The organism is Microvirga sp. 3-52 (assembly GCF_018383585.1).
Taxonomy (GTDB): domain Bacteria; phylum Pseudomonadota; class Alphaproteobacteria; order Rhizobiales; family Beijerinckiaceae; genus Microvirga.
In genome coordinates this window covers 39,039-53,577 of the sequence record NZ_JAHAMK010000030.1, presented here as the reverse complement: position 1 = coordinate 53,577, position 14,539 = coordinate 39,039, and the positions used below count along the sequence as shown (strand labels likewise).

The following is a 14,539-nucleotide window of genomic DNA, read 5'->3' as shown; positions in this document are numbered from 1 at the left end:
TGAGGTGGCTCGGTTTGGTTGAACAGCGTTTTCGGCTGGCGAAGTGGAGTGTCTGCCGGGGTTAGGCCGCCGCGAGTTGCGGCAGCGGGTCGAAGTCGGCCTGATCGGGTGTCTTGCGGTCAAGGGATGAATGAGGCCTCTGGCCATTGTAAAAGGTCAGATAGCGGCCAATCGAGCTGCGGGCTTCGGACACGCTGTCATAGGCTCTCAGATACACCTCCTCGTATTTGATGCTGCGCCAGAGCCGCTCGACAAAGACGTTGTCGCGCCAGGCGCCCTTGCCGTCCATGCTGATCGCGATCTCGTTCTTGAGCAGGACATCCGTGAAGGAGAGCATAAGGTTTTGTGGGGCAGATTGGTAACGGGTCGGCTGTACAAGATTTCCGGCCAGACGAAACACGCCTGCGGGGCACCTTCAGTTGCCAAAGCCTATTCCATCCGAACCCGAGGCACCCGATCCTCCAGAAANAGATACACCTCCTCGTATTTGATGCTGCGCCAGAGCCGCTCGACAAAGACGTTGTCGCGCCAGGCGCCCTTGCCGTCCATGCTGATCGCGATCTCGTTCTTGAGCAGGACATCCGTGAAGGCCGTCGACGTAAACTGGCTCCCCTGATCGGTGTTGAAGATCTCAGGCCGCCCATACCGGGCCAGCGCCTCCTCCACAGCCTCGATGCGAAACGCGGCCTCCAGGGTGATGGACAGCCGCCCGGCCAGAACCCGCCGGCTGAACCAGTCCACCACTGCCGCGAGATAGACAAACCCGCGAGCCATCGGGATGTAGGTGATGTCCATGGCCCACACCTGGTTGGGTCGCGTCACCGGCAGCTTGCGCAACAGGTAGGGATAGACCTGATGCCCTTGCGCCGGCTTGGAGGTGTTAGGTTTGCGATAGAGCGCCTCAATGCCCATCCGCTTCATCAGCGTGGAAACATGCAGGCGTCCGACCGTGAAGCCCTCCGCCAGCAGCAGGTCGCGCAGCATCCGGCTGCCCGCAAACGGATAGTCGAGATGCAGTTCATCCATCCGCCGCATCAGGGCCAGATCAGATGCTGAGACCGGCCGGGGCGCATCATAGACGCTCCCCCGGCTGATCCCGAGCGCCTCAGCCTGCCGGGCGAGTGGCAGGGCATGGCAGCGGTCGATCATCGCTTTGCGCTCGGCCACACTCCGGCTTTGCCGAGCGCGCTTTCCAAAAAATCGTTGACCAGCGTTAGCTCGCCGATCTTGGCGTGCAGGGTCTTCACATCCACCGGCGGCGTGCCTGTTTCGGCCTTGGGCTCGGGCCCGAACACGCCGGCGGCTCCGTCGAGCAACTGCGCCTTCCACTGGGTGATCTGGTTGGGATGCACATCGAACTGTTGGGCCAGCTCGGTCAGGGTCTTCTCACCCTTCACGGCAGCAAGGGCCACCTTCGCTTTGAAANCTCCGTCGAGCAACTGCGCCTTCCACTGGGTGATCTGGTTGGGATGCACATCGAACTGTTGGGCCAGCTCGGTCAGGGTCTTCTCACCCTTCACGGCAGCAAGGGCCACCTTCGCTTTGAAAGCCGGAGAGTGGTTCCGGCGGGGTCGCTTGCTCATGGTCTCTCCTGTTCGGCAGCCATTCTGGCTACGGTCAGGCAGAAACTCCACTTATCCCTCTGTCCAAATTTCCCGAGCCAGCTCTCCTCTCGCATGGACGCCTCCCTCAAGTGGTGTTCAACACCTCCACTGTGGCACACCAAGGCCGTTGGGGGNAGCCGGAGAGTGGTTCCGGCGGGGTCGCTTGCTCATGGTCTCTCCTGTTCGGCAGCCATTCTGGCTACGGTCAGGCAGAAACTCCACTTATCCCTCTGTCCAAATTTCCCGAGCCAGCTCTCTCATTCGACGACGTCGTAGAGGAGACACTGTACGTGTTGGACGTCGACGCGGCGTTTAGTGCAGCTTCCAAGGTTCGCAAGCAGGTTTATGGAGCAGAGATACCGCAGCTCGCGAGCAACCTTATTGGCGTGTCACGACTCGCCTTCCCGCAACAGCTCGTTGAGATCACGTTCCGAGCTGTAGTCGATCGATAGGGCGCTTTGGCGGAAACTTTGGGAAGGCCGCTCGGCCCACGTCGGACGGCATTCTCTGTGGCGATGGTCCATCGTGCCGTTCGACCTCTGGGTTCTTCGGCCGCTTTGGGTCGACCAGCGACGTAGGGCGGAAGAATTGCCCGGACAGCCGCAAAGGGCGAATGCCTGAGTTTCGCGCCACAGATTGCAGTGGCACAACCTTCGGCTCAGTGATTTTCGAGCTCAAGTCCCCACCTTCCGCTCACTTTTGTCTCGCTCTCCCGATGTCCAATCAGTGGGAGCAGCCACAGTGGAGCTTGGCCCTTCAGATAACCGTCAGGTGAACCCGCCTGAGAAAGGCGGTTGCGGGTTTGGTCGCCATTGTTGGGTCTGCCGGATGGTAGTATTTTGAAGTGACCCGATCCGGCTGTGCCATCGCGTAATGGTTTGTAGTTTCGTTAGCGCCAAGCCGTACGCTCACCGCCGCAGATCCGAGTAAGACTTCATCTTTACGGAGGGACATCCAATGGCAACGGTCCCTGAATGGCGTCTCGCTGGCGACTGGTTCGATATCTGCAGCTGCGATATCCCCTGCCCCTGTGAGTTTGCCCAAGCCCCGACGAACAACGCCTGCCAGGGCATGCTGGCGTGGCATGTGCGGCAGGGTCATTTTGGCGAGGTCCAATTAGATGACCTGAATCTGCTCGCCCTCGCCGCCTTTGAGGGCAACGTATGGGCAGGAGATGCGACTGTTGCAATGGGCCTCTTTATCGATGAAACAGCGGACGAACGGCAGCGCGAGGCCCTGCAGAAGATCTTTGCAGGCGAAGCCGGCGGCTGGCCCGCCCAGTTTGCCGCTCTGGTCGGAGAATTCCGGGGCATCGAATTCGTCCCCATCACCTTTGAAGTCGCGGACGACCTTGCCTTCTGGCGAGCCGAGATCCCAAACCGGGTCGTCGGGCGAGCGGAGGCCCTGAGTGGGCCGACAACACCGCCGGGTCAGCGGGTCCAGATGCTCAATCCGCCGGGATCCGAGGTCGGACCCGGGCAAGTCGCCACCTGGGGCCGATCAGTCGATGTGCGCACAGAGGGATTTGGCTTCCAATGGTCCGGCGAGAGCCGGTCGAGCAAGCACATTCCGTTTGACTGGGCTGGACCGGATCCTGTCTCGCCTTGAGAGGTGTGCTGGTGCGGACTTCCAACAGAACCGGCCGCTTTGCAAGGCCGCACCTAACGGTTTCTCCGGCACGGGCACGGTTGTCCCTGCTGCTGTCGCTGGGCGTCCTGACGGCAGGAGCTTGGGTGCTGACTCTGTACCAAGCCTTCGTCATGGCCGAGCCGCCGGGCATCGCGGCACCTACCAGCTCGGCCATGGATGGCATGAGCATGGACAGCATGAACGGAATGGTGGTGACGGGCATGCCAGGAGTCGGCTGGTCGCTGCAGGAAGCGGTTGTGTTTGTGGCAATGTGGACCGTGATGATGGCGGCGATGATGCTTCCCGCCATGACACCAATGGTGCTGACCTTCGCAGCCGCCCAGGCGCGGCGAACCCGGACCATGGCCATCCCGACCTGGAATTTCATTGCCGGATACCTGCTGGTCTGGCTGGCTACCGGCCTGCTCGTCTACATCCTTGGCCAAGCCGGCAGCTCGGTTGTCCCCCACCTGTCCAGCGCCGAGCGGGAGCGTTGGGCGCCTCTCGCCCTCGGGGCCGTTCTGGTCGGCGCCGGGCTGTATCAGTTCACTCCGCTCAAGCGTACGTGCCTTGCCCATTGCCGCTCACCTTTGGCGTTTGTTGCCCTTCACTGGCGCAATGGTCGCTTCGGTGCTCTCCGGATGGGCCTTCGGCACGGCGTTTATTGTCTTGGCTGTTGTTGGGCCCTGTTCGCCGTGTTGGTCGCCGCTGGCGTGATGAGCGTGGCCTGGATGCTTTTGCTGACGCTTGTGGTTGCCATCGAAAAGCTGCTGCCGCTGGGCCAGCGGGCATCGGCGGGCATCGGCCTTGCGCTGCTCATCCTCGGGGTGGCTGTTGGTAGCGGCGCCGCTTTGATGCCATGGCTTGCCGCGGCCGTCGGCAGCGGGCCAGGATAGGTGCGCGATGGAAGCGCTGGTTCACGAACAAATCCTGGACGAGCGCCTCGCTGCCTTGGAGGCAGCTCGCGCTTGGAGCCCTCGCGTGGTCTCCAAGCTGGAGAGCCACATCCGGGCGGCCGATGACGCCGCCCTGTTCCGCATCAATCCGATCCGGTTCGCCGTCGAGAAAAACATCGCCGAGGCCGAAGCCATCGATCTGTTCCTGTACGGAACGTTTCTGGGCCTCTTTGAGATGGACTGGCTGCTGCTCTGCTCAGCCTGTTCCTGCGTGGTCGAGAGCTTTGGCAGCCTCAAGGGGGTGCGCAATCAGTTCCACTGTGCCATGTGCCGGGCCGATCTGGAGGCCGCGCTCGACGACTATATCGCGGTCACCTTCACGGTCTCGCCACAGATCCGGCCGATCACATTCCACAGGCCCGAGACCCTTTCGGCTCAAGACTTTGCCTTCGCCTACAAGCTGACGGACGAGGGACTGCTACCCGACGGAACACCTTTTGTCCAGATGCTCAGGTCCTGGACCGCCGCTGTCAGCTACCTGCCGCCAGGAATGACCCAGCTCGAGGTCGACGCCAAGGAAGGGCTTCTGCATGCGTGGGGACCCGACACTGATGCCGGTTTTGACTTCCGAGTTGAAGGCGAACCGGCCACGTCACCTCAAGTCGCCCGCATCCGCTACCTGGGCAACCGCTGCGATCCAGCTGTGGGCACCGTGGCGCCAGGCCAGATTGTGTTTGAGATCGAGAATGACACAGGTCAGCAAGGATTTCTTGGCATCTCCGCTGTCCCTGCCAAGGACCTGCCGATCCTGGCGATCCCCGAACTCGACTTCCTGTCCAACCTGTCAGGCAGCCGCCTGCTGGCGACTCAGACCTTTCGGGACCTGTTTCGCTCGGAAGCAATTCGGGCGGTCGAGGGGATCGGTGTGCGGGACATCACGTTGCTCTTCACCGACCTGAAAGGCTCGACGGACCTCTATGATCGAATCGGCGATCTCAACGCCCTGTCGCTGGTCCAGCAGCACTTCGAGCGATTGCGAGATGTCACGGTCCGGCATGGTGGTGCCATCATCAAGACCATCGGCGATGCCGTCATGGCGGCTTTCGTCGAGCCGGCGGATGCCGTCCGGGCTGCACTTGCGATGCTGCAGGACATGGAAGCTTTCAATAACCGCTTGCCGAGCCGGGAGGTCATTCTCAAGGTCGGCATTCACAGGGGAGCGGCCATCGCGGTCACGCTAAACGAGCGCCTCGACTACTTCGGTCAAACGGTCAACATCGCAGCCCGCGTTCAGAGCCTTTCGGACGCAAAGGAGATCTGTCTGACGGGTGAAGTTCTGAGCGCACCGGGCGTCAAAGACATTCTGGCGCCCTTTGTCATGGAGCAAGAGATGGCCCAGCTGAAGGGGGTACATCAGCAGATGCCAGTCTTCCGGATCCGTTCCGCGAATTCTCCGGCTGTGTAAACGTCTGCTGTTCGCCGCTTCGCGGAAATGCGACCTACTTCCGGAACGTGCCATTTCCAGACCATAAGGGCCATATCGCACGACCTCCGACGGCGGCAACAAAGTCACGCAACGGGCTACATTGTATCTCGATTATACAACCAAAGGGTGAACTCTGTTCAGCAGTTCGCAGGAGTGCCGGATAAGCTGCAGGCTGGCGCTCTCGGCCAGAGCAGTATCCATATCGATGGGAATCCTTCTTGCCGAATGTCAAAAAAGTATCGGCAGAGGCTTAAAAACGTGCTGGCGGGTGTCGGTGCCGGAGATTACCGTCAGTGCCAGCGAGAGCCGACATAAAGTTGGCCGGCCGGGAGCGAGGGCCGATGCAGGTACACGTATCGACCTGGAGGAAACGGACATGGAGCCGGATCTCGAAGTCGTCCAGATTAGGCCTGGCGAGTCTTTCGCTGCCTGGTCGCACGGCTACCCTTATCGTACCGTGCGTTGGCACTTTCATCCCGAATACGAACTACATCAGGTGGTTGCCACCAAGGGCCGCTATTTCGTTGGCGACTTCATCGGCGAGTTTGAGCCCGGCAACCTGGTGCTGACCGGACCGAACCTTCCGCACAACTGGGTGAGTGACGTTCCGAAGGACACGATCGTTCCGCTCCGCTGCCGCATTATCCAGTTCAGCGAGGGCTTCATCAGCGGAGCCATGACGGCGCTGCCTGAACTCGCGCTCTTGGCGCCGGTCCTTGAGTCGTCCCGACGCGGCCTGCTCTTCAGCCAAGAGACGAGCTGCGAGATCGCGCCTCTTATGGCCGAGGCGATGGACGCCCAGGGCGTGCGCCGTATCGAATTATTCATGATGATCGCCGGATTGCTGAGCCGGGCGAGAGGATCGCGGATGCTGGCCAGCGCCAGCTATTTACCCGACCCGTCCGGCTACATGTCCGCCGGAATCAACAAGGCGCTCGCCTATATTCGCGAGAACCTGACACGGCCCTTCGGCGAGGGGGATCTCGCGGTGATTGCCGGCCAATCGACGAGCGGATTGTCGCGCGCCTTTCGCCAGCACACCGGCATGTCTATGGTGCAATACGTGAAGCGGCTGCGTATCAATCTCGCATGCCAGATCCTGATGAGTGACGAGAAGGCCTCGATCACCAGCATCTGCTACGAGGTCGGCTACAACAATCTGTCCAATTTCAACAGGCAGTTCCTGGCCGAGAAGGGCATGACGCCCTCCCGGTTCCGGCGTCTGCTGCTCGATAACAGCAACACGGCCAAGGCTGCTCAGGGAGGGCCAGAAAACACCACCTCAATCATCGAGAGAACAACGGGCTCCGCAAGGGGACTCGCGAGAAGAAGCGCTCTGCTAAGGGCGCACTAAGGAGCGGCACGTTCCTGTCGGGCTTGTCGACAAGACAAGCAGTTCGCCTAGCCTATAACAAGTACCACTGGGAGAGAAACGAATGATCAAGTCTTCATGGAAACTCGGCGGCCTTGCGACGCTCACCCTGTCCCTACTTGCCGGAACCGGCGTTGCCGTGGCCCAGAACGCGAAGGTGTCCAACGCCACGGTTGCGTTCCTGATGCCCGACCAGGCGTCCACCCGCTACGAAGAGCACGACTTCCCCGGCTTCAAGGCAGAAATGGAAAAGCTCTGCCCGACTTGCAAGGTCATCTATCAGAACGCCGATGCGAACGTGTCGCGCCAGCAGCAGCAATTCAACTCCGCAATCTCTCAGGGTGCGAAGGCGATCGTGCTCGATCCGGTCGATTCCGCCGCAGCCGTCTCGCTGGTCAGGCAGGCGCAGAGCCAGGGCATCAAGGTGATCGCCTATGACCGCCCCGTCCCCGATGTGAAGGCTGATTTCTATGTCTCGTTCGACAACCAGGCCATCGGCAAGTCCATCGCGGATTCGCTGGTGCAGCATTTGAAGAAAGCCAACGTGACGGCCGGGAGCGGCACGGGCGTTCTGCAGATCAACGGCTCGCCAACGGACGCGGCCGCGGGCCTGATCAAGAAGGGCATTCACGAAGGTCTCGACAACAGCGGCTATTCGATCCTGGCCGAATTCGACACCCCAGAATGGGCGCCTCCGAAGGCGCAGCAATGGGCCAGCGGTCAAATCACCCGCTTCAACAAGAATATTCTCGGCGTCGTGGCTGCCAATGACGGGACGGCCGGCGGCGCCATCGCGGCGTTCAAGGCCGCCGGCATGAATCCGGTTCCGCCGGTCACCGGCAACGACGCGACGATCGCAGCTCTTCAGCTGATCATCGCGGGCGATCAGTACAACACGATCTCAAAGCCGAGCGAGATCGTGGCCGCGGCCGCCGCCAATGTCGCCGTCCAGCTCCTGGCCGGCGAAACGCCGAAGGCTGATACGACGCTCTTCAATACGCCGTCCAAGCTTTTCGTTCCTGCCGTGATCACGGCAGAGAACCTGAAGGCGGAGATCATCGACAAGAAGATCAATACGGCCGAACAGCTCTGCTCGGGCCGTTATGCGGAGGGCTGCAAGAAGCTGGGCATCACCCAGTAAACGGCAAACTCCGTCCGGCCGCCCGTCCGGCGGCCGGACATCATGCGTGGGGCTAAAAGGACGCCTTTGAGGTTAGGGAAGAATGGACAGAACTCAAGAGCTGCGCGACATGGGCGAACTGGTGCTCGGCCTGCGCGGAATCTCAAAGCATTTCGGCGCCGTTTCGGCTTTGACTGATATTGATCTGGACGTGCACGCAGGTGAGGTCGTGGCCCTCGTCGGCGACAACGGTGCGGGCAAGTCGACGCTGGTCAAGATCCTGGCAGGCGTGCACCAGCCGAGTTCCGGATCGATCACTTTCCGCGGCAAGCCGGTGACGCTCGCAGATCCCAGCGCTGCGCTCGGCCTTGGGATCGCGACCGTGTTTCAGGATCTCGCCCTGTGCGAAAATCTCGATGTGGTCGCCAACATCTTCCTCGGCCGGGAGCTCAGCCCCTACCGGCTCGACGAGGTGTCCATGGAGCTGAAGGCCTGGACCCTGCTCAACGAATTGTCCGCGCGCATCCCCAGCGTGCGCGAGCCCGTGGCCTCTCTCTCAGGCGGCCAGCGCCAGACCGTCGCCATCGCTCGCTCTCTGCTGCTCGAACCCAAGCTTATTCTCCTGGATGAACCCACGGCCGCCCTCGGCGTCGCTCAGACGGCCGAGGTGCTCGACCTGATCGAGCGCGTACGCGACCGGGGACTTGGGGTCATCATGGTTAGCCACAACATGGAGGACGTGCGCGCGGTCGCGGACCGCATCGTCGTGCTCAGGCTCGGCCGGAACAACGGCGTCTTCGAGCCCGACGCGTCGAACCAGGAACTCGTCAGCGCCATCACGGGCGCTGCGAACAATTCGGTCTCGCGCCGCGCGAGCCGACGCCAGGCGCAAAGCGGACAAGCCCCGGCGCCGGAGGGACGCCCATGACAAAGGGTGCGGAACAAAACGCACAGGCAGCTGCGCTTCTCGACCGCAGCGACGAGCGCGTGAAACATGCGGAAGGGGTCGGCGGCTCGGTCCGCGCCTTTTGGGACAGGGTCCGCTCGGGCGATCTCGGCTCGGTTCCGGTCGTGGTCGGCCTGGCAATCATCTGGACGGTCTTTCAAAGCCTCAACCCGGTGTTCCTGGCACCGAACAATCTCGTCAATCTCCTGTTCGACTGCTCGACCGTCGGCGTGATCGCGCTAGGCATCGTTTGCATCCTGGTCGTCGGCGAAATCGATCTGTCGGTGGGATCCGTCAGCGGCTTCGCGTCCGCGCTCGTCGGCGTGCTCTGGGTCAACCAGGGCTGGCCCGTCTCGATCGCCATTCTGGCTGCGCTCCTATTCGGCGCTCTAATCGGCGCGCTCTATGCGGTCCTGTTCAACCGTTTCGGCATGCCGAGCTTCGTGGCGACCCTGGCGGGCCTTCTATCCATCTTGGGCCTGCAGCTTTACCTGCTCGGCTCCACTGGCTCGATCAACCTGCCCTATGAAGCGCCCCTGGTGAACTTCGGCCAGCTGCTCGTGATGCCGGACCCGGTATCCTACGCTCTTGCGGCTCTTCCTGGGTTCGTAATGTTCGTGCTGGGCTACCGGACCGCGGCCCGGCGGCGCGAGGCGGGATTGTCGCCTCAGCCGCTGACCAGCCTGCTCCTGCGCTCCGTCGCAGTCACCGTCGTTCTGGAGTTCATCGTCTATTACCTCAACCTCGATCGCGGCATCCCGTGGATGTTCGGCCTCTTCGTGGGCCTGGTCGCGGTGATGAATTATGCCCTCACGCGCACAAAATGGGGCCGCCAGATGCTGGCGGTGGGCGGCAACCGCGAGGCTGCGCGCCGCGCGGGCATCAATGTCCGCTTCATCTACATGACCGCATTCGTGCTCTGCTCAGGTTTCGCCGCAGCCGGAGGCATTCTCTCCGCCGCGCGTCTGGCCTCCGCAAGTCAGCAGGCAGGCACCGGCGACGTCAACCTGAACGCCATCGCCGCCGCCGTTATTGGTGGAACCAGCCTGTTCGGCGGCCGCGGCAGCGCCTATTCCGCCCTGCTCGGCATCATCGTCATCCAGTCGATCGCCAGCGGATTGACGCTGCTCGATCTCTCCTCATCGCTTCGGTACATGATTACCGGCGCCGTGCTGGCCATTGCGGTCATCGTCGACTCCTTGGCACGCCGCTCGCGCGCATCCCATGGCCGGGCTTGAACCCAACAAGAAGGAAAAAACCATGGGTGAGAAACTATCCGGCAAGGTCGCCGCCATCACCGGAGCGGCCTCTGGCATCGGCCTCGAATGCTCCCGGATCCTTTTATCCGAAGGCGCGCGCGTCGTGCTGGTCGATCGCGACGAGGAAGCGCTGAACGCCGCCTGCGCCGAACTCGGTCCACAAGCCATTCCCATGCTGATCGACATCACCGATCCGGCGAGTGTATCGCGCATGATGCCCCAGATCCTCGAACGGACAGGTCAGCTCGACATCTTTCACGCCAATGCCGGCTCCTATATCGGCGGCGAGATTCTGAAGGGAGATCCGGATGCCTGGGACCGGATGCTGAACCTCAACATCAATGCCGCTTTCCGCTCCATCCACGCCGTGCTTCCGCACATGGTGGAGCGCAAGACCGGCGACATCATCGTGACAAGCTCCATCGCCGGCCTTGTTCCTGTAGCGTGGGAGCCGATCTACACCGCCTCCAAGCATGCTGTACAAGCCTTCGTGCACACGGTCCGACGGCAGGTTGCCCCGCACGGCCTACGCGTCGGCGCCGTCGCACCCGGACCCGTGGTCACGGCCCTGATCAAGGACTGGCCGAAGGAGAAGCTCAATGCGGAGCTGGCGGCGGGCGGCCTGATGCAGCCTGTTGAAGTGGCCGAAGCGGTCCTGTTCATGCTGACGAGACCTCGGAACGTCACCATTCGCGACCTCGTCATCCTGCCGCAGAGCAACGACCTGTGATGCGCGTCGGCGCAGGGCATCGCTCCTCAGAACCTTCTCTGGATGATTGAACGGTCATGGCAAATCATTTCCTCGGTATCGATGTCGGCACCGGCAGCGCACGCGCCGGTCTCTTCGACGAGCATGGCAACCTGCTCGCCTCTGCCAAAGCGGATATCGCGATCTGGCATGAATCCGGGGGCATCGTGGAGCAGTCGAGCAACGATATCTGGCGGGCCGTTTGCACCAGCGTGCGCGACACTGTGAGCAAGGCGGGCGTTCCGACCGAGAGCGTCGCGGGCATCGGCTTCGACGCGACCTGCTCCCTCGTCGTCTTGGGACAGAATGGCCAACCCTTGGCCGTCGGGCCGTCTGGCGACCCTGAGCGCAACATCATCGTCTGGATGGATCACCGCGCCACTGAGCAGGCGCGCAGGATCAATGGCACGGGCGAGACTGTATTGCATTACGTCGGGGGCTCCATCTCTCCGGAAATGGAAACCCCGAAGCTCTTGTGGCTCGCGGAGAACATGCCCCAAACCTTCACGGGCGCATGGCAGTTCATGGACTTGGCAGATTTTCTCACCTGGAAGGCCACCGCGAGCCTTGCGCGATCCGTTTGCACCGTGACGTGCAAATGGACCTATCTGGCCCATGAGAACCGGTGGGATGAAGGCTATTTCCGAAGGGTTGGGCTCGGGCAATTAGCCGACGAATCCTTCCGGCGAATCGGCACCGAGATCGTGCCGGGCGGCACCGCCCTCGGCAATGGTCTGACCGCGCAAGCGGCGGCTGATCTTGGTCTGGAGCCTGGAACCCCCGTCGCGGCGGGCCTCATCGACGCCCATGCCGGCGGGGTTGGAACTGTAGGCGCACGCGGAAACGTGGGCAATGTGCTGACCCGCATGGCCTATGTGTTCGGCACGTCCGCCTGCACCATGTCATCGACCCGGCAGCCGGCTTTCGTGCCGGGCGTCTGGGGACCATACCTCTCTGCCATGGTCCCCGGGCTGTGGCTCAATGAGGGCGGCCAATCGGCGGCGGGTGCCGCGATCGATCACTTGGTTCAAATGCATCCGGCTTCGGAGAAGGCCGCGAAGATGGCCCGTGAAAGCGGGATCGGTCTCAGCCATTGGCTGTCGCAGGAGGCTGAGCGGCGCGGTGGCGCGCCGGCGGCAGCGCGCCTCGTCGGCGACGTGCACGTGGTTCCCGAGTTCCTCGGTAACCGTGCTCCTTTCTCCGATCCCGATGCGCGCGGCTTGATCGCCGGGCTGAGCATGGACACTGATCTCGATGGCCTCGTCGCTCTTTATCTCGCAGGAATATGCGGTCTTGGCTATGGCGCTCGGCAGATCGTGCAGGTACAGGCCGAGAACGCTGTTTTAATCGACACAATCGTAGTGAGCGGCGGCGCAGGTCAGAGTCCCCTCGTGCGTCAGCTTCTCGCTGACACGACGGGAAAGGTCATTGCGGCCCCTACATCGGAGGAGCCTGTGCTCCTTGGATCTGCGATCCTTGGAGCTGTTGCGGCGGGCCAGCATCTCGACGTTGCACAGGCTATGTCGTCGATGTCGGCGATTGGACGAACCTACCATCCCAACCCTATGACGGCGGAATGGCACGAGAAGCGCTTCAAAGCTTTCGAAATGCTTCAACAGACTGCACGGACTATCAGATAGGGTAGTCTTTGAAAATCAGCATCGCTTGATAGGGGAAGCTCTCAAAGGGGAGGCCCCCGCTCCTCCGAAAACGTCTTGAACACGACGCAATCGCACAGTGACGCGCCAAGGGCCGAACAGGAATGACCCGAGCGGCCCGTGCGTCGCGCAGGATAGGCGTAGAGCCGTGGCTCAACCGTGCCGCGCGGTGCGCAGCTGCAAGGCAAGATCGGGACGATCGCTGGTGATCTGCGAGATCGGTTGGCTGAGCCAGTAGTCGAGCTCGCGCACCGTATTCGGGACCCAGGCGCCGAGCTTGTCGCGCCCAACGATCTCGATGGCGCGGTCGACCGTCAGCCGCAGCAGCGATTGCTCGACGGCGACGATACAGCCGAGATCGACGAAGCGCCGCAAGGTCCAGTCGACGCCGCCGAAGGCTTCGCAGGAGCGGCGGTCGACCGAGGCGAGCCGGCGCATGCCCGGCGCCTTGGCCCGGATTTCCTCGATGACCTCCGGGACGAAGCAGGTCAGGACCACGCGAGACGCCATGTTGCGGGCTTCTACGAGCGCGATGACCTTGTCGAGCAGGCCCGGATAAGGATTGCCGAAGGCATCCATCTTCAGCTCGATCTCGAGCTCGATCCCGGTCGGACCGAAAACGTCGAGAACCTCTGGCAGCGTCGGGATCGTCTCACCCAGCGTGTCGTCGAGCCTGACCTTGCCGAGCGCCTCGCGCGACATCCGGCCGACCGGGCCCTTGTGGTCGGTGGTGCGGTCGAGCAGCGGGTCATGGATGACCATGATCTCGCCGTCGCTCGACAGGTGCACGTCGAGCTCGACGGCATCGACGCCGAGGCCGCAGACGTTGCGGAAGCCGCCCAGGCTGTTCTCTGCCCAGATGTTGCGCGCGCCGCGATGACCGATGATCCTCATGTCGATGAGCCTTGTTTACCTGTTGGTCGTTTACTTGCCGCTGTCCACCAGCCCCTTCACGAACCAGCGCTGGAGGATGAGGATGACGAGGGTCGGCGGCAGCATCGTCAGGAAGGCCGCATTCATCAAGAGATGCCAGGTCGGGAGCGAGTCGCTCTGTGGCATCAGCTTCTTCAGGCCGATCACCGCATTGGCCATCGCAGGATCGGTGGTGAGCAGCAGTGGCCAGAGATACTGGTTCCAGCCCGTCAGGAAGAGGATGATCGCCAGCGCCACGATGTTCGAGCGCGACAGGGGTAGCAGGATCAGCCGGAAGAACTGCCACGGGCTGGCGCCGTCGATGCGCGCCGCCTCGCAGAGCTCGTCCGGAATGGTGAGGAAGAACTGGCGGAAGAGGAAGGTCGCCGTAGCGGAGGCGATCAGCGGCAGGATCAAGCCTGAATAGGTGTTGACCAGATTCCAGTCGAGAGCGACCAGCACCTGGATGCCGAGCCAGGAGCCGAGGATGTTGAGCGGCAAGGCGACGTTCGCCGCCGACTCGTATGTCGGCACGATGCGCACTTCAATCGGCAGCATCAGCGACATGAAGATCAGCCAGAAGACCGTCATCCGGAAAGGGAAGCGGAAATAGGTGACGGCGAAGGCCGCAATCACCGAAACGGCCAGCTTGCCGACGGTGATGCCTGTGGCGATGATGAAGGAATTGAGCAGCAGCCGGCCGAAATTCGCGCTGCTCAGCACGGTCTGCATATTGGCGAGGAACTGGTTGCCGGGCAGCCAGGACATCGGCACGCGCATGATCTCCGGCTGCGATAGCGAGCCGGTGACGAAGACGAAATAGATCGGCAGGCAGACGAGCACCGCGCCCACCAGCAGGATAAGATGGCAGACGGCGTCGAGGATCGGCGTATGTTCGTTCATCGCCGG

The 14,539-nt window shown here is 62.1% G+C and carries 11 protein-coding genes and 3 pseudogenes; 10 read left to right on the top strand and 4 right to left on the bottom strand.

Annotated elements, in window-relative coordinates:
• Positions 1–61: 61 nt before the first annotated feature.
• Both KHP60_RS19480 and KHP60_RS19475 read right to left on the bottom strand, forming a co-directional pair.
• Positions 62–307: pseudogene (locus tag KHP60_RS19480) on the bottom strand (integrase core domain-containing protein); the annotation flags it as partial.
• 122 nt (positions 308–429) lie between these two features.
• Positions 430–1,583, bottom strand: a protein-coding gene (locus KHP60_RS19475; RefSeq protein ID WP_409366301.1) for an IS3 family transposase whose coding sequence is annotated in 2 segments (ribosomal slippage) — positions 430–1,193 and positions 1,193–1,583 — 1,155 coding nt in all. Because the reading frame shifts where the segments join, the coding sequence is not laid out codon by codon here.
• A 278-nt stretch (positions 1,584–1,861) separates the two neighbouring features.
• Here KHP60_RS19475 and KHP60_RS25260 point away from each other — a divergent pair.
• The 10 genes and pseudogenes from KHP60_RS25260 to KHP60_RS19430 form a co-directional block, all read left to right on the top strand.
• Positions 1,862–2,056 (top strand): annotated as a pseudogene (locus tag KHP60_RS25260) (RidA family protein); the annotation flags it as partial.
• A gap of 505 nt (positions 2,057–2,561) precedes the next feature.
• Complete coding sequence (locus tag KHP60_RS19470; protein ID WP_213565966.1) at positions 2,562–3,212, top strand: DUF1326 domain-containing protein; 651 nt, start codon at positions 2,562–2,564, stop codon at positions 3,210–3,212.
• Between the two features lie 80 nt (positions 3,213–3,292).
• Positions 3,293–4,129: a DUF2182 domain-containing protein gene (locus KHP60_RS19465; RefSeq protein WP_249688940.1), complete on the top strand. Its 837-nt coding sequence runs from the start codon at positions 3,293–3,295 to the stop codon at positions 4,127–4,129.
• A 7-nt stretch (positions 4,130–4,136) separates the two neighbouring features.
• A complete protein-coding gene (locus tag KHP60_RS19460; protein ID WP_213565965.1) occupies positions 4,137–5,594 on the top strand; it encodes an adenylate/guanylate cyclase domain-containing protein in 1,458 nt (485 codons plus the stop codon).
• A gap of 397 nt (positions 5,595–5,991) precedes the next feature.
• A pseudogene (locus tag KHP60_RS19455) lies at positions 5,992–6,873 on the top strand (AraC family transcriptional regulator); the annotation flags it as partial.
• A 178-nt stretch (positions 6,874–7,051) separates the two neighbouring features.
• Positions 7,052–8,128, top strand: coding sequence for a sugar ABC transporter substrate-binding protein (locus KHP60_RS19450; protein WP_213565964.1), 1,077 nt, complete (start codon positions 7,052–7,054; stop codon positions 8,126–8,128).
• 82 nt (positions 8,129–8,210) lie between these two features.
• Positions 8,211–9,035 carry an ATP-binding cassette domain-containing protein gene (locus KHP60_RS19445; RefSeq protein ID WP_213565963.1) on the top strand — a complete coding sequence of 275 codons (825 nt, stop codon included), beginning with the start codon at positions 8,211–8,213 and terminating at the stop codon, positions 9,033–9,035.
• Entirely contained in the window at positions 9,032–10,291 is a 1,260-nt protein-coding gene (locus KHP60_RS19440; protein ID WP_213565962.1) for a sugar ABC transporter permease, read from the top strand. Before KHP60_RS19445 ends, KHP60_RS19440 begins: the two co-directional genes overlap by 4 nt.
• 22 nt (positions 10,292–10,313) lie before the next feature.
• Entirely contained in the window at positions 10,314–11,042 is a 729-nt protein-coding gene (locus tag KHP60_RS19435; protein WP_213565961.1) for an SDR family oxidoreductase, read from the top strand.
• Positions 11,043–11,098: 56 nt separating this feature from the next.
• Positions 11,099–12,700 carry an FGGY-family carbohydrate kinase gene (locus KHP60_RS19430; RefSeq protein WP_213565960.1) on the top strand — a complete coding sequence of 534 codons (1,602 nt, stop codon included), beginning with the start codon at positions 11,099–11,101 and terminating at the stop codon, positions 12,698–12,700.
• A 171-nt stretch (positions 12,701–12,871) separates the two neighbouring features.
• Here KHP60_RS19430 and KHP60_RS19425 read toward each other — a convergent pair whose 3' ends face one another.
• Both KHP60_RS19425 and ugpE read right to left on the bottom strand, forming a co-directional pair.
• A complete protein-coding gene (locus KHP60_RS19425; protein ID WP_213565959.1) occupies positions 12,872–13,612 on the bottom strand; it encodes a glycerophosphodiester phosphodiesterase family protein in 741 nt (246 codons plus the stop codon).
• Positions 13,613–13,642: 30 nt separating this feature from the next.
• Positions 13,643–14,533 carry a sn-glycerol-3-phosphate ABC transporter permease UgpE gene (gene ugpE, locus KHP60_RS19420; RefSeq protein ID WP_213565958.1) on the bottom strand — a complete coding sequence of 297 codons (891 nt, stop codon included), beginning with the start codon at positions 14,531–14,533 and terminating at the stop codon, positions 13,643–13,645.
• Positions 14,534–14,539: the final 6 nt, after the last annotated feature.

Bases quoted from the DNA above. Each gene is read 5' to 3' on its own strand.
- KHP60_RS19470 (WP_213565966.1), top strand. From the start codon at position 2,562: ATGGCAACGGTCCCTGAATGGCGTCTCGCTGGCGACTGGTTCGATATC.
- KHP60_RS19460 (WP_213565965.1), top strand. From the start codon at position 4,137: ATGGAAGCGCTGGTTCACGAACAAATCCTGGACGAGCGCCTCGCTGCC.
- KHP60_RS19450 (WP_213565964.1), top strand. From the start codon at position 7,052: ATGATCAAGTCTTCATGGAAACTCGGCGGCCTTGCGACGCTCACCCTG.
- KHP60_RS19445 (WP_213565963.1), top strand. From the start codon at position 8,211: ATGGACAGAACTCAAGAGCTGCGCGACATGGGCGAACTGGTGCTCGGC.
- KHP60_RS19440 (WP_213565962.1), top strand. From the start codon at position 9,032: ATGACAAAGGGTGCGGAACAAAACGCACAGGCAGCTGCGCTTCTCGAC.
- KHP60_RS19435 (WP_213565961.1), top strand. From the start codon at position 10,314: ATGGGTGAGAAACTATCCGGCAAGGTCGCCGCCATCACCGGAGCGGCC.
- KHP60_RS19430 (WP_213565960.1), top strand. From the start codon at position 11,099: ATGGCAAATCATTTCCTCGGTATCGATGTCGGCACCGGCAGCGCACGC.
- KHP60_RS19425 (WP_213565959.1), bottom strand. From the start codon at position 13,612: ATGAGGATCATCGGTCATCGCGGCGCGCGCAACATCTGGGCAGAGAAC.
- ugpE (WP_213565958.1), bottom strand. From the start codon at position 14,533: ATGAACGAACATACGCCGATCCTCGACGCCGTCTGCCATCTTATCCTG.